The sequence below is a fragment of the Actinoallomurus liliacearum genome (assembly GCF_039542035.1).
Taxonomy (GTDB): domain Bacteria; phylum Actinomycetota; class Actinomycetes; order Streptosporangiales; family Streptosporangiaceae; genus Actinoallomurus; species Actinoallomurus liliacearum.
The window spans coordinates 709,505-723,331 of sequence record NZ_BAABHJ010000008.1; the positions used below are offsets into that span (position 1 = coordinate 709,505).

Sequence of the window (13,827 nt, forward strand, 5' to 3'; positions counted from 1 at the left end):
AACGTCCGTTGCGGACCTGGTCTTCCCACCGGGTTCAGGCCCCCCACCCTGGGTAGATTGAGCGCGCCATGACACGTTTCGAAGGAGCCGAGCGCTACGTCCCGGCGGGGACGGATCTCGACGGTCTACGGCGCGCGGTCCAGGACTGCCGAGGCTGTGACCTGTACGAGAACGCCACCCAGGCGGTGCTCGGGTCGGGCACCGCGGCGGCGCGGGTGGTGCTGGTCGGCGAGCAGCCCGGTGACCAGGAGGACCGGCAGGGGGCGCCCTTCGTGGGCCCGGCCGGCCGGCTGCTGGACAGGGCGCTGGCCGATGCGGGCATCGAGCGGGGCGACGCATATGTCACCAACTCGGTGAAACATTTCAGATTCCAGCAGTCCGGGCCCGGGAAGCGCCGTATCCACCAGACGCCGGACGCCGCCCACATCTCGGCCTGCCGGCCGTGGCTCACCACCGAGCTGCGGATCATCGACCCCGAAGTGATCGTGGTGCTCGGCGCGACGGCCGGCAAGGCGCTGCTGGGCCCCTCGTTCCGGGTGACGAAGCAGCGCGGCCAACTGATCCCGCGCCCGCCGCTGGACGACGAGTCGGCCACGCAGAACGGCTTCTACGTCCCGACGATCCACCCGTCGGCCGTCCTGCGCGCCGACGACCGCGACGCGGCCTTCGCCGGCCTGGTCTCCGACCTCAAGGTCGCCGCCCAGGCCCTGCACTGACCCTAGGCCCGGCGGCCCGTACGAGCGGGGCGACCTGCGGGGGACCCGACCGATCGGCCGATCGCGAAGCGGGCCGGTCAGCCAGTCACGGAGCGAGGCGGCCTGCGGGGACCCGACCGGTCGGCCGGTCGCGGAGCGGGCCGTCTGCCGGTCGCGGAGCGGGCCGGTCAGCCGGACAGGGCGGCGCCGAAGGCGGCCTTGGCGGCGGACAGGCCGGCGGACCTGCCGCCGAACACCGTCATGCCCGCGATGCCCTGCCCGGGGTAGATCGAGACACCCCCGTCGCCGCCGTTCTCGCCGGGGGCGCCGACGGCCAGGTCCAGCTTCGTGTCGCCGTCGAGGTCGGCCAGGGACAGCGCGGCGCCGTACCGGTCGCCGGTCTCGGCGACGCCGGGCACGCCCTCGGTGTCCTGGCTGAACGAGGTGGAGCCCGCGGCGAGGTTCCAGTGGGCGTCGCCGTGCAGGACGGTGACCGCCCCGGCGTCCCGGTGTTTCCCGATGTCCTCGCCGGGGGTGCCGACGACCACCTCGGCGCGCCCGTCGCCGTCCCGGTCGCGGGCGACGACCGCGGCGCCGAACTCGTCGCCCCGCTCGCCCTTGCCGGGCACGCCCTTGGTGTCCTGCCCGTACGCCCGAGGGTGCCGCAGGTCCCCGCCCGGGTAGATCTTCACGACGCCCCCGTGGGCCCCGGCGGGGTCGCCCGCGACGACGTCCCCGCGGCGGTCCCCATTGACGTCCGCGATCGCCAGGCCGCCGGTGGACCCCACGCTCGCCGTCCCGGACACCGCGCGCAGGCCGGTCTTCGAGCCGTGGAGGAGGCGGAGGATCCCGTCGGCGTTCCAGGCCGCGTCCGCGTACCCGTCGCCGTTCAGGTCCCCGGCCGCGATCGCGACCTTGCGGGCGGTCCGGCCCCTGACGCTGGCGACGACCTTCGGGGTGCCGGCGGCGAAGCCGATGACCAGGAGCGTGGAGTTCCCTGCCGCGAGCAGTTCGGGACGCCCGTCGTGGTCGACGTCGCCGACCGCCAGGGCCCGGCCCGCCCCGTCTCCGGGGGTCAGAACGGCCCGGCGGCTCAGGCCCGACCTGCTCCCGGTGAAGACCTCGATCGTGCCGCGGCCGGGCGCGCCCACCGCCAGGTCCGTACGCCCGTCCCCGTCGAAGTCCGCCGTCGCGACCGCCGTCCCGAACGCCCCTCCGGACCGGAGCGGGGCGAGGACCTGGTGGTGCCCCAGGTCGACGCCGTCTCGTGAGCCGTACACGACGGTCACCCGGCCGCCGCCGCTCGCGGCCGGCGCCCCGATCACCAGGTCGCCGTGGCCGTCGCCGTCGAAGTCGGCGACTCCGGGGGTACGGGCGGCCGCGTGGGCGGGGGCCGTGCCGAGCGCCGCGGGCAGGCCGATCAGGGCGAGCGTCATCGCCGCTCGCATGCGTCGCTGCATGAGGGTCCTCGGTTCCGGGCGGGTCGGAAGATCACTTAGGCGGTGCGAACGGTAGTGCGCCGGTCGCGCACGGGCAACGCCCCGCCACGGCGAGTCCTCTCAACACCCGGCCGCGGCGAGACCGCTCACCGCCCGGCCGCGGCCGGTCCCCGCGACGCCCCGCCGCGGCGAGTCCCCTCAGCGGCCCGCGGCCGCCCGGTCATCCGTCCGTGGTGTACCGGAGGAAGGACGGGACGGCCAGTCCGACGAGGACGACGAGGATCGCGCAGGCGAGGCCGCCGCCGACCCAGGACGCGGTCGCGCCGGCCGCGGCGCCCACGGCGCCGGCGCGCAGGTCGCCCAGCCGGGGACCGCCCGCGACGACGACCGTGAACACCCCCTGCAGGCGGCCGCGCATCTCGTCGGGGGCGTACGTCTGCAGGATCGTCTGCCGGAACACCGCCGAGACGAGGTCGGCCGCGCCGCCGAGGGCGAGGAACAGCAGGGCGAGCCAGAGCGCGTGCGCGAGCCCGGCCGCCGCCACGGCCAGTCCCCAGGCCGCGATGACGGCGATCAGGGCGATGCCCTGGCGGCGGATGCGGCCGATCCAGCCGGACAGCAGGCCGCCGACGACGGCGCCGACGGCGATGGCCGCGACGAGCCAGCCGACGGCCTCCTCGCCGCCGAAGCGGGTGTCTGCGACCTCCGGGAACAGCGCCCGCGGCATGGCCACGCCCATCGCGATGATGTCGACGACGAAGGACATCAGCAGCACCGGCCGGGTCAGGAGGAACCGCAGGCCCTCGATGACCGAGCGCAGGCCTGCACGGCCGGTCTCGTTTCCGAGGGGCGGCATCGCCGGCAGGCGGATCGCGGCGTACAACCCGACCGTGAAGAGCGCGGCGTCGATGCCGTACGCCAGCGCGTACCGGCCGTTCCCGATGACGACGCCGGCCAGCACGGGGCCGATGAAGGTCGCGGTCTGCGACGCGGTGAAGTTGAGGGTGTTGGCCGCCGGGACGAGCGTGATCGGCAGCAGACGCGGGATCACGGCGCCACGGGTCGGCGAGGTGATCGCGAACCCGACCGACTGCACGACGACCAGCCCGATGATCAGTGGAACGTTCCTGACGTGGAGCAGCGCCTGGACGAACAGCCCCAGGGTGGACGCCCACGTGACGAGGGAGGCCAGGACGAGCAGCCGCCGGCGATCCATGGCGTCGGCGACCGCACCGCCCCACAGCCCGAAGACGATCAGCGGGACGAGGTTGGCGGGACCGAGCAGCCCGACCCACAACGAGGACTTCGTCAGGTCGTACACCTGGACGGAGATCGCCACCGAGGTGAGCTGGAAGCCCGTGAAGGAGACGGCCTGCCCGAGCCAGAGCCGCCGGTACGCCGGGTGGGCGAGCGGACGCGTGTCGATGGCGGCCCGCCGCGCCAGTCCGCCCAGCCGTGAGGACCGGGCGGGGCGCGGCGCCGGAGAGGGGGCGTCCTCGGCGCGGGAGTCGAGCTCGGAGGGGGGATCGGGGTTCGGACTCACGGCCTAAGTCTCTCGATGACCCATTCGACCCCCTCGTCCGGGTGCGCGCGGCGGTAGCGAAGCCGGTCGTGTAGGCGGTTCGTACGCCCCTGCCAGAACTCCACGGACGCCGGGAGCACCCGGTAACCGCCCCAGAAGTCCGGCATGGGCACCTCATCCGGCCAGCGCGTGGCCAGCTCGGCGAACCGGCTCTCCACCTCGTCGCGGTGGGCGACGACCGCGGACTGGTACTCGCTCGCCCAGGCCCCGAGCTGCGAGCCGTGCGGCCGGGTGCGGAAGTACTCCTCCGACTCCTCCCGCGACAGGCGCTCGGCGACGCCCTCGACGATCACCTGCCGGCGCAGCGGGTGCCACGGGAACAGCAGGGCGACCCGGGGGTCCGCCTCGATGGCCCGCGCCTTGCGGGACCGATGATTGGTGAAGAAGCGAAAACCTTCCGGGCCGTACCCCTTCAGCAGGACCGTCCGCGCGCTCGGCCTCCCGTCGGCGTCGACGGTGGACAGGATCATGGCGTTCGGCTCGGGCAGACCGGCGCCGACGGCGTCGGTGAACCAAGATCCAAATTGCGTCAGCGGGTCGGCCGCGAGGTCGCGGGCATGTAGGCCCACACCGGAGTACGACTCACGGAGGGCGGCGACATCAAGGTGCTCCACGACAGGACATCCTCTCGCGAGAGACCATGGACGACGAGACAAGGTTCCCGCGAGAGTTGCCCAAACGGAAAGAATTGCGCATCTCACACCCCCCCGGGTACGGCTCACCGAGGATGAAGCGGTTCAATTACCAGTTGGCGTCTGTACATCAAGGGGACGAAAGGCAGGACAGAACATGTCCGACTTCAAACCCGGCCTCGAGGGTGTTGTGGCCTTCGAGACTGAGATCGCTGAACCGGACAAGGAGGGCGGGGCTCTCCGGTACCGGGGAGTGGACATCGAAGATCTCGTTGGCCGCGTCTCCTTCGGTGACGCATGGGGGCTGCTGGTCGACAACAGCTTCACCCCCGGCCTGACTCCGGCCGAGCCGCACGTGCTGCCGGTGCACTCCGGCGACGTGCGCGTCGACGTCCAGAGCGCGCTGCCGATCATCGCCCCGGCGTACGGCATGCGCCCGCTGCTGGACATCAGCGACACGCAGGCTCGCGAGGACCTGGCCCGTACGTCCGTGACCGCCCTGTCGTTCGTGGCGCAGAGCGCCCGCGGCCTCGGCCTGCCGATGGTCCCCCAGAGCCGCGTCGACGAGGCTGGGACGATCACCGAGCGGTTCATGGTCCGCTGGCGCGGTGAGCCGGACCCCAAGCACGTGAAGGCCATCGACGCGTACTGGGTCTCCGCCGCCGAGCACGGCATGAACGCCTCCACCTTCACCGCCCGCGTCATCGCCTCCACCGGCGCCGACGTGGCGGCCTCGATCTCCGGCGCGATCGGCGCGATGTCCGGCCCGCTGCACGGCGGCGCCCCGGCGCGCGTCCTGCCGATGATCGAGAAGGTCGAGCAGCTCGGTGACGCCCGCAAGGTCGTGACCGACATCCTGGACAACCACGAGCGGCTCATGGGCTTCGGCCACCGCGTCTACCGCGCCGAGGACCCGCGCGCCCGCGTGCTCCGCCGTACGGCCAAGGAGCTGGGCGCGACCCGCTACGAGGCGGCCAAGGCCCTGGAGGACGCCGCGCTGGCCGAGCTGCGGGAGCGTCGTCCCGACCGTCCGATCGAGACGAACGTGGAGTTCTGGGCCGCGGTGATCCTCGACTTCGCCGAGGTTCCGCCGCACATGATGCCGGCCATGTTCACCTGCGCCCGTACCGCGGGCTGGGCCGCGCACATCCTGGAGCAGAAGCGCACCGGCCGGCTGGTCCGTCCGAGCGCCCACTACGTCGGCCCGGCGTCCCGCCCGGTCACCGACGTCGCAGGCGCCTCCGAGGTGCTCGACAAGCGCTGAAGAAGTCCCGCTCCGTACGGCCCGTGATGCTCCCCGCGCCACGGGCCGTTTCGCGCGGAGGGAGGATCAGGCCGTGTACACCGGCCCCCGCGACGAGGAACCCGACGAGCGCGACCTCGAGCTGCTGCGGTACGAACGCGAGCGGCGCGAGCGCGCCCGGCGGCGCGACGCGGCCTCCTGGCGGATCATCGCCTGGGTGATGGCCGGGGCCCTGGGGCTGCTGGCGTACGACTCCGGCGGCGCGGCACTGGACGCCCACCGGGCGGGCAGACCGTGGCTCTACCCGGCGACCGTCTCCGCGGCCTGCGCCCTCGGCCTGCTCGCCCTGATCGCCTGGGCCCTCCGCCGCCGCTGAACCGGAGCCGGCCCGACCGGTCCGGCGTCTCAACCTCTGAAAAGGTCCGCTGCGGAACGCCGGGGCTGAACTAGGCTTGCTGCACGTGACCGACATCGTGATCCCCGACAGCCTCAAGCCCGCCGACGGCCGCTTCGGCTCCGGGCCGTCGAAGGTCCGTCTCGAGCAGCTGGCCGCCCTGGCGGAGTCCGGCTCGACCTACCTCGGCACCTCACACCGGCAGCGGCCGGTCAAGTCCCTCGTGGGGCGGGTCCGTACGGGACTGGCGGAGCTCTTCTCGCTGCCCGACGGGTACGAGGTCGTCCTCGGCAACGGCGGCACCACGGCGTTCTGGGACGCCGCCGCGTTCGGGCTCGTACGGGAGCGGTCCCAGCACCTGGTCTTCGGGGAGTTCTCCTCGAAGTTCGCCAAGGTCACGAAGAAGGCGCCCTGGCTGTCCGACCCGTCGGTGATCCAGAGCGAGCCCGGGGCCCACCCGGCCCCGGTCGCGGACGACACGGTCGACGCGTACGCCTTCACCCACAACGAGACCTCCACCGGCGTCGCCATGACGATCGAGCGGCCGTCGGGCTCGGGCCTGGTGCTCGTCGACGCGACCAGCGGCGCCGCGGGCCTGCCGGTCGACGTGGCCGACACCGACGTGTACTACTTCGCGCCGCAGAAGGGCTTCGCGTCCGACGGCGGCCTCTGGCTGGCGCTGATGTCCCCGGCCGCGCTCGCCCGGGTCGAGGAGATCGCCGCGTCCGGCCGCTACATCCCGGACTTCTACGACCTCACCGTCGCGATCACCAACTCCCGCAAGGACCAGACCTACAACACCCCCGCCGTGGCGACCCTGCTGCTCATGGCCGAGCAGATCGAGTGGTTCCTGGAGCGGGGCGGCCTGGACTGGTCGACCGGGCGCAGCGCCGACTCCGCGCGCCGCCTCTACACGTGGGCGGAGAAGACCTCCTACACCACGCCGTTCGTCGCCGACCCCGCCCACCGCTCGAACGTCGTCGGCACGATCGACTTCGAGGGCGTCGACGCCGCCCAGGTCGCCAAGGTGCTGCGCGCCAACGGCATCGTCGACACCGAGCCGTACCGCAGCCTCGGCCGCAACCAGTTGCGCATCGCGATGTACCCGGCGATCGACCCGGACGACGTCGAGGCGCTCACCGCCTGCATCGACCACGTCGCCGAGCGCCTCTGACCCACTGATGGGAGCACCTGACACGGCTCCGCCCATGACGACCGCGACGGAGCGGCCCCTCTCCCCCGCCCGCCGACTGCTCGGCTCGTCGGTCTGGGCCTGCGCGATCCCCGTCGGGTTCGTCCTCGGGGCGTGGCTCGCCCAGTATCCCCACGGCCTGATCGTCATCGGCGTGATCGTCGCGCTCGCCGCCTGGGCCGTCGCCGCCGTCCTCACCGGCGGGATCTGGCACCGCGCCGGCGCCGCCGTACTGGTCTCCTGCACCGGCCTCGCGCTGACACTGTTCGCCGGACCCGGCCTGTACGAGGCGTACATGAAGACCATCGGCACCCCGGCGCCCGCCACCGTCACCAAGGTGGAGGACCGGGGCAACAAGCACGGCGCGGACCTGTACTGCACCGTCGCCGAGCCGACGGGCACGGTGCACGTGGTCTCCCAGCAGGAGAACTGCTTCGACCACATCAAGCCCCTGCAACGCGTCACGATCCGCAAGGACCCGCTCGGACTGCTGGACCCCCGCCTGCCCGACGGCCCCGACCAGCCCCCGCTGAGCGTCACGGTCTGGAGCGCGGCGGCCCTGTTCGCCCTGACCGGCGCCACGATGCTCTACGCCGGCCAGCGCCGACGCCCCGCCAAGACCGCCTGACGCCGCGTCACTCCTCGGCCGCGTCCGCGCCCGGCCGCCATGCGGCGAGGAGATCGTCCGGGCCGAACACCGAGACGCCGGTGACGTCCGCGTCGACACCGTTCCGGGAGATCGTCAGCAGGGGCGTGGAGTCGTCGGCGCCGGGCAGCTTCGACCGATGCACGATCAGCCGCCCGAGATCCGCGCCACCGAACGGCCGGTTCTCGAGCCACTTGATCGACCCGACGCAGGTGACGACCTTGGCCACGGGCGCACGGTCGGCGCCCACCACGTCGATCTCCGGGTCGTTCGTGCGCGTCCAATAGCCGCCGATGGCCTGCGTGCCCTCGGGAAGGCGTTCCGGCAGGCGGCGCAGCGCCTCCCGGATCACCGGCTCGATGGCCCGGCCGCGCCACGTCGTCCACGATCGACGGATGCGCCCCATGACCAGGTCGCCACGCCCCCGCTCGATCTCCGCCACGTACGGTCCGAGGTGGGCCAGCCAGAACCGTAGGTGCGGATCGGCGACCGAGTACCGGCTCTCCCGGGACGGCTTCACGGACAGCGGAACGGCCACGTCGACGATGCGCTTGGTGACCAGGAGGTCCAGTGCCCGGTTCAGCGAGGCGTGCGCCAGGTCGCCCGCCGCCCGGCCGATCTGCGTGAAGGTTCGCTCCCCCGACCCGATCGCGCCCAGCACCAGCCTCGCCTGAGAAGCGGCGGGGAACTCGGCGGCCAGCGACCGCTCACCGCTGACCAACAGGGCCGAGGTGGGATCGGTGACCGCTTCGGCCAGGTAGTCCAGCGCGGAAAGCCCGCTCGGCCACTCGTCCAGGATCAGCGGCAGACCGCCGGTCACGAGGTACGCGTCGAACGCCTCCGCCGCCGGCAGGTCGAGCATCGTGGCCGTGTCCGCCGGGCTCAGCGGCGGCACCACCATCTCGGTCGCCCGCTGGTGAAAGGGCCGGCCGTACTCGTTCAGCGCCTCCATCATCGCCAGATCCGACCCGACACAGATCAGGAACACCGGATGCCGGGCCAGTTCTCGATCGAAGATCTTCTGCAGGGTGCCCTCGAAACCTGGATCGTTCGCGATGAGGTAGGGCATCTCGTCGATGACGACCACGCTGGGCCGGTCCGGCAGCCCCCCGGCGAGCAGGCGAAGGGCCGCGTCCCAGGTCCGTGGCGACTGATCGGCGAACAGTGCTGCGGCCGGCAGATCGCTCCCGGCGACGGCCTCGGCGAAGAGCGCCAGATCGGCCTCGACGCTCGGCTGGGCCGAGGCCGTGAAGTAGACGTACGGCACTCCGGCCCGGTCCACGAACTCCTCGACGAGCCGCGACTTGCCGACCCGCCGCCGCCCGCGCATCAGCAACGCCCGCCCCGGCCGCCCGGCCCGACCCCCGCGGCCGACCCGCCCCAGCATCCGATCAAGCAACGCGAGCTCACGCTGACGCCCGATGAAGTGATCCACACATGGATGATACTTCCACCGCTGGAAGTATCAACGATGAAAGTCTTACTGGTTAACGTAGGGCTGCTCTGCGGATCATTACTTTCCGCGCCGTCTACTGAGGCGCACGCCGCTTCGCGGCATCCACCCCTCCGTGATCACTGGCGTTCACTGCCGATAGAGAGCAGTGACGGCCAGTGATCACGTCGGCTGCTCTACCGGCACCCTCCTCAGGTCCACGTATCGCTCGTGGAAGTCCCGCGCGTACCCCGTCTCGGCGTATCGGGCCGTCAGCACCGCATCCAGGTCCCCGGCGCGAGAGCGCAGTGACTCGAAGACACGCGGCGATGCGAGTGCGATCGCGCCGGCTGCGCCTGCCTCGTCCGGGGCACCGAGGTGACACAGCGCGATCCCCAGGTCGATCCGCGCGATGGCCACGTGGCCTGGAGACGGGTCCGTCGACGGAGTCAACGCGTGCACGGCCACCGCGCGTTCCGCGTGACGTCTCGCCTGCTCGTAGTCCTCAAGCCAGATGTACGCCGAGGCGGGATAGGCCGTCACGGCGTAGTCGGCGAGCGGACCGGTGTCCGCGCCGAAGCGGGTGGGCGGCCTGGCGGGCAGGCGATCGTGCAACTCTTCGGCTCCTCGGAGTAGGTCCTCGCACTCGGCCCCTTGGCCGAGACAGGCGTAGGCCCGGGCCGCCTTGGCGCGCAGGCGGATGGCGATGGGGTGGCGTTCGGGGGCTCTGGTGATGCCTTTGTGAGCGACTGCGACGGCCCTGGCGGGGCGGTCGGTGTAGGTGGCGATCGAGGCGAGGGCGTCGGCGGCCCAGGCGCATAGTTCGTCGTGACCGGCCTGGTCGGCGTGCTCGAACGAGTCGATCGCGTATGCCTCGGCGGTCAGCGGATGGCCCAGGTCGTGGGCCAGCCAGGCCAGCAGTTCCGACAACCAGGCCGCCCAGACATACAGCTCACGCCCCTGCTTGAGCGTGTGCGGGCCACGGATCAGCTCCTGGACGCGGACCCGGTAGGCACGTGCCACGGCGAAGACCTCGGCGGGCGGCTCGGTCACATAGGACCGGTCGATGGCGGCGACCGCCGCCTGCAGATGGTCGAAGGTCCCGGTCCCGACCGCTGAAGCCCCGGCGAGCCGGGTGAACTCCATCGCCTCGGCCGCCGACTCACCGAGCACGGCCGCCAGCGCGGCGGGCGCGACCGTGGCGGCGAGACCGACGCGTAGGGCGTCGCGGCGCTTCGTGGCATCCACCTCCCAGCCTGAGCCTGCGCCGCCCTCACCGCATCCGACCAGACCCAAATGCGGTGGATGCCCGAACAGTTCCTCCTCGGTCATGCCGTACGCCGTGGCGTAGGCCGCCGTCCAGTCGCGGGGGAAGTGTTCACCCTTCTCCCAGCCGAGGATCTGCCGGACCAGCGAGGTCACGGGCGGATACGGCACACCGGCGGCCTTATGCAGCCGACGCGCCATCTCGTGCTTGTTCCACGAACGTCGCTCTCGCTCGGTTCTTAACCGTTCCGCCCACCACGGCAGCGCCTCTTCACCGGCCATGACCCCGTCCTCCGGCCCACCCCTAGCCCGGACACCCTCAGTGTCCATGCAATGTCGCCCAGTATCGGTCTTCTGGCGGATCAGCACAGCGGCTTCACTCAAGGTCATCGGCGAACACGAAAGGTGACGCATCAATGTCGAGTTCTCCCTCCGTGGGTCCGGTGACGCCGGCGTCCGTCGACGCGCGTACGGCGCAGCTCACCGAACGGCTGGCGGACGCGTTGACCGCTCGCGGATTGCGCGCCCGCGTCGGGCAGGGTGCCCGGGTGCTGGCGAGCAATCCCGCCGGTGAGCCGCCGGACGACGATCACCGTGCGAAGGTCCTGAGTCCCGGGCTGCGGCAGACCGTGGTGTGCGGGGTCGGCCGTGACGGGCGGCTGATGTGGTTCTGGCAGTGGTCCGGCCCCACTCGCGAGTCGCCGCCGGAATACGAGCCGCTCTGCGCGGCGGACGACATCTCCCACGCGGCGGACAGGATCGCCCGCGTCCTAAGGCTCGGCGACGCGTCGCGGGAGGAGGACCGGTGACGCGCGCGGTGGCCCGTACCCGGCGGCGTTCCCGAGCGTCGGGTGGCGCACACCGGAACACCCGCGCGGAGGCGGTCGCGGCGAGTCTGCAGAGCGCGTACGGCGGATGGGTCATCATCTGGTCGCCCTGGCGGCGGGCGTTCAGCGCGTTCTGCGCGGTCAGTACCGACTCGATGATCATCGATGAGGCGTCCGTGTCCGGGCTGCTGCGGCGGATCGGCGAGGTCGAGCTGGCCGCGAGGACGCCGGGCCGCGGCGCGGACGACGCGGCCCGGCGGGCGGCCGAGACGATGCGGGACCGCATCGTCGGCGGCGACTGGCCGCCCGGCCGGAAGATCCTGTCCGGCGACGAGCTCGCCCCGATCCTCCGGGTCGACCGGCCGACCGTGCACCGGGCGCTGTCGCACCTCGAGCGGGTCGGGTACCTGAGGACGGTCCCCGGCAAGGGCACCTACGTCCGGCCGCCCGCGGACTGGCCCTGACGGCTTCGTCACGATCGCCGACGGACTTCCTCCTCCGGACGTATGGCGCGGCGCGTACGCAGTCGCCGCCCCGGGGCCTGATCCTCGGGGCGGCGGCTGCGGCTCACTTGAAGGGGAGTGAGGTCGGCGGGGACGGCTTCTTCTGCGTCCAGCCGGAGCTCCGTGCCAGCCAGTAGTTGATCACGAATCCCGGCTTCCGGGTGCGGTACTCGGCACCCGGCTTCACCAGGACCCGCTGGTCGCCGAGGTAGGCGCCGGTGTGCGGGTCGAAGAGCAGTTCCTCGCGGGCGGTGTAGCCGATCTTCTCCCAGCGCGGTTTCCTGTCCTTGCCGAGGCCCGCGATACGGCTGTCGGACCAGTCCGCGCCGATCGCGATGGCACGCCGCCCCAGCGGGTCGGTGACCGTACCGAGGCTTCGCACGCCGGGCTGTGCCGCGACGGTGCGCATCAGGGCGGCGTGCACCTTCGGCGGCAGCGGAGCATTGGCGAACACATTGCCGGCCTGCAGGATCAGGTGCGCAGGGTCGGTGAGCCACCTCGCCACGGCGGGGTCGGAGTTCGCCCGCACCTTGCCCACGACAGGGAGGAACGTCTTCTTGAGCGTGGCCGAGTCCGTCGGCAGGTTCTGCAGCTCCGCCGGGCTCAGCTCACGACCGGTGCCGGGGACGAAGAACTTCCCGCCCGTTTCGTGCGGCCGGTCCGCACTCCACGAGCCTGCCTTCGTCGTGTACGTGCCGTAGTGGTCGTTGGACCAGACCCGGAAGCTCGTCGGCGCGCCCGCCTTGCGCCAGGCGGCCTCGTCCTCCTTGGTCAGCGGCCGGGCGGGCAGGTCACGGCCGTAGAACAGGTGGCCTCCGCCGACCTTCGCCGCGGTCCACTCGAACGTCTCGGAGTGCGCGCCGGTGATCGCGTAGCCGGCCTTGACGAGGTAGGACTGGCCCTGGATCTGATCGGTGAACCAGTAGTTCCCGGTGGGCAGCTTCTCCGCCTCGTCCGCGGCGGCCAGCAGGACGGACCTGCCGTCGAGGGGCGCGGGCCGCGACCCGCCCGGGGCGGGCGAGTGCCCGCCGGCGCCGACCGCCAGCGCGACCGCCGTGACGGTGGCCGTTCCGGCCAGGACGGCCGGGATCAGCACCCGTCCGCGTCGCCGCCTGCGCGCGGCCTCGCGCGGCTGGGTGAACGCCCGGTTCAGTTCCGCGGTCCGGACCGCGTCGTCGATCGGTCCGTCGCCGCCGAGGTGGGCGGGCCGGACCTCGGCCAGCCGTCGCATGAGGTCGGTCATCACCACTCCATCTCCATCGCCGTGGTCTGCCGGTGCTGTCGCTGTGGCGCCGGGGTGCTCATCGCCGCGGCCAAACGCCTGCGCGCCCGGTGCAGCCGTACGCGCAGCGTGGCCGTGCTGCAGCCGACGACGCGGGCCGCCTCGCGGGGGCTCAGTCCGTGCCAGGAGACGAGCGTGAGCACCTCCCGGTCGCCGTCGGACAGTTCGGTGAGCGCGCGCAGCATCGTCATGCGGTCGACGACGCCGTCGGCGACGTCCGACTCGGCGTCTCGCGTCCAGGTCCGCAGCTCGGCGGCGAGGGAGTCTCGCCGCGTCTGCGCCCGTACGGAGTCACGGATGACGTTCCGGGCCACGCCGAGCAGCCATGGCAGCGAGGCCGCCGGCATCTCCGCGAAGCGCCGCCACGCCACCATGAACGTCTCGCTCACGACCTCATCGGCGGCCTGACCGCCGACACGGGAGGCCGCGTACGCCCACACCCGCATCCGATACGCGTCGTACAGTTCGGTGAACCGTGCTCTGTCGTCATCCACTCGCTCTCCCGTGACTGGGGGCTTGTTCACGACGAAGTGGCCGCAGAACGACGAGAGTTACGGCGATGTTCGAGAAACCGGCCGGGCCGGGACGTCTCCCATGATCACTGGCATCTGCCGCTCATAGAGGGCAGTGATGGCCAGTGATCACGGCGACCGGCGTCGGCACCGTGCGGCACCGGTGGACCGGCTCTAGCGCG

Annotated in this window: 14 protein-coding genes; 7 read left to right on the plus strand and 7 right to left on the minus strand. The window is 72.2% G+C overall.

The window, feature by feature from the left end; all coding sequences use genetic code 11:
* The first annotated feature begins 68 nt into the window (after positions 1-68).
* Positions 69-716, plus strand: a complete 648-nt coding sequence (locus ABD978_RS18065; RefSeq protein WP_345355127.1) for a UdgX family uracil-DNA binding protein — start codon at positions 69-71, stop codon at positions 714-716.
* 167 nt (positions 717-883) lie between these two features.
* Here ABD978_RS18065 and ABD978_RS18070 read toward each other — a convergent pair whose 3' ends face one another.
* The 3 genes from ABD978_RS18070 to pdxH form a co-directional block, all read right to left on the minus strand.
* Positions 884-2,155 carry an FG-GAP and VCBS repeat-containing protein gene (locus ABD978_RS18070; RefSeq protein ID WP_345355130.1) on the minus strand — a complete coding sequence of 424 codons (1,272 nt, stop codon included), beginning with the start codon at positions 2,153-2,155 and terminating at the stop codon, positions 884-886.
* Positions 2,156-2,354: 199 nt separating this feature from the next.
* A complete protein-coding gene (locus ABD978_RS18075) occupies positions 2,355-3,677 on the minus strand; it encodes an MFS transporter (protein WP_345355133.1) in 1,323 nt (440 codons plus the stop codon).
* Complete coding sequence (gene pdxH / locus ABD978_RS18080) at positions 3,674-4,330, minus strand: pyridoxamine 5'-phosphate oxidase (protein ID WP_345355136.1); 657 nt, start codon at positions 4,328-4,330, stop codon at positions 3,674-3,676. Before pdxH ends, ABD978_RS18075 begins: the two co-directional genes overlap by 4 nt.
* 175 nt (positions 4,331-4,505) lie before the next feature.
* Between pdxH and ABD978_RS18085 the strand changes: the two genes are divergently transcribed.
* From ABD978_RS18085 to ABD978_RS18100, 4 genes are all read left to right on the plus strand, one after another.
* A complete protein-coding gene (locus ABD978_RS18085; RefSeq protein WP_345355139.1) occupies positions 4,506-5,612 on the plus strand; it encodes a citrate synthase 2 in 1,107 nt (368 codons plus the stop codon).
* Positions 5,613-5,685: 73 nt separating this feature from the next.
* Positions 5,686-5,967, plus strand: coding sequence for a hypothetical protein (locus ABD978_RS18090; protein ID WP_345355142.1), 282 nt, complete (start codon positions 5,686-5,688; stop codon positions 5,965-5,967).
* An 85-nt stretch (positions 5,968-6,052) separates the two neighbouring features.
* Positions 6,053-7,159, plus strand: coding sequence for a phosphoserine transaminase (gene serC, locus ABD978_RS18095; protein ID WP_345355144.1), 1,107 nt, complete (start codon positions 6,053-6,055; stop codon positions 7,157-7,159).
* Between the two features lie 34 nt (positions 7,160-7,193).
* The gene (locus tag ABD978_RS18100) at positions 7,194-7,805 is read left to right on the plus strand and encodes a hypothetical protein (protein WP_345355147.1); all 612 of its coding nucleotides are present in this window, start codon (positions 7,194-7,196) and stop codon (positions 7,803-7,805) included.
* Positions 7,806-7,812: 7 nt separating this feature from the next.
* Here ABD978_RS18100 and ABD978_RS18105 read toward each other — a convergent pair whose 3' ends face one another.
* Positions 7,813-9,258 carry an ATP-binding protein gene (locus ABD978_RS18105; RefSeq protein WP_345355150.1) on the minus strand — a complete coding sequence of 482 codons (1,446 nt, stop codon included), beginning with the start codon at positions 9,256-9,258 and terminating at the stop codon, positions 7,813-7,815.
* 180 nt (positions 9,259-9,438) lie between these two features.
* On the minus strand, positions 9,439-10,803 hold the full coding sequence (locus tag ABD978_RS18110; protein WP_345355153.1) for an NsdA family TPR-like regulatory protein: 1,365 nt from the start codon (positions 10,801-10,803) through the stop codon (positions 9,439-9,441).
* Between the two features lie 134 nt (positions 10,804-10,937).
* Here ABD978_RS18110 and ABD978_RS18115 point away from each other — a divergent pair, with 134 nt between their 5' ends.
* Both ABD978_RS18115 and ABD978_RS18120 read left to right on the plus strand, forming a co-directional pair.
* Positions 10,938-11,330: a hypothetical protein gene (locus tag ABD978_RS18115; RefSeq protein ID WP_345355156.1), complete on the plus strand. Its 393-nt coding sequence runs from the start codon at positions 10,938-10,940 to the stop codon at positions 11,328-11,330.
* Positions 11,327-11,812 carry a winged helix-turn-helix domain-containing protein gene (locus ABD978_RS18120; protein WP_345355159.1) on the plus strand — a complete coding sequence of 162 codons (486 nt, stop codon included), beginning with the start codon at positions 11,327-11,329 and terminating at the stop codon, positions 11,810-11,812. Before ABD978_RS18115 ends, ABD978_RS18120 begins: the two co-directional genes overlap by 4 nt.
* Positions 11,813-11,915: 103 nt before the next feature.
* Here the strand turns inward: ABD978_RS18120 and ABD978_RS18125 are convergent, their stop codons facing one another.
* The gene (locus tag ABD978_RS18125; RefSeq protein ID WP_345355162.1) at positions 11,916-13,094 is read right to left on the minus strand and encodes a CU044_5270 family protein; all 1,179 of its coding nucleotides are present in this window, start codon (positions 13,092-13,094) and stop codon (positions 11,916-11,918) included.
* The gene (locus tag ABD978_RS18130; RefSeq protein ID WP_345355165.1) at positions 13,094-13,627 is read right to left on the minus strand and encodes an RNA polymerase sigma factor; all 534 of its coding nucleotides are present in this window, start codon (positions 13,625-13,627) and stop codon (positions 13,094-13,096) included. Before ABD978_RS18130 ends, ABD978_RS18125 begins: the two co-directional genes overlap by 1 nt.
* Positions 13,628-13,827: the final 200 nt, after the last annotated feature.

Excerpts from the sequence above, each read along its gene's own strand:
- ABD978_RS18065 (WP_345355127.1), top strand. The coding sequence starts at position 69 with ATGACACGTTTCGAAGGAGCCGAGCGCTACGTCCCGGCGGGGACGGAT.
- ABD978_RS18110 (WP_345355153.1), bottom strand. The coding sequence starts at position 10,803 with ATGGCCGGTGAAGAGGCGCTGCCGTGGTGGGCGGAACGGTTAAGAACC.
- ABD978_RS18100 (WP_345355147.1), top strand. The coding sequence starts at position 7,194 with ATGACGACCGCGACGGAGCGGCCCCTCTCCCCCGCCCGCCGACTGCTC.
- ABD978_RS18085 (WP_345355139.1), top strand. The coding sequence starts at position 4,506 with ATGTCCGACTTCAAACCCGGCCTCGAGGGTGTTGTGGCCTTCGAGACT.
- ABD978_RS18115 (WP_345355156.1), top strand. The coding sequence starts at position 10,938 with ATGTCGAGTTCTCCCTCCGTGGGTCCGGTGACGCCGGCGTCCGTCGAC.
- ABD978_RS18125 (WP_345355162.1), bottom strand. The coding sequence starts at position 13,094 with ATGACCGACCTCATGCGACGGCTGGCCGAGGTCCGGCCCGCCCACCTC.
- ABD978_RS18070 (WP_345355130.1), bottom strand. The coding sequence starts at position 2,155 with ATGCAGCGACGCATGCGAGCGGCGATGACGCTCGCCCTGATCGGCCTG.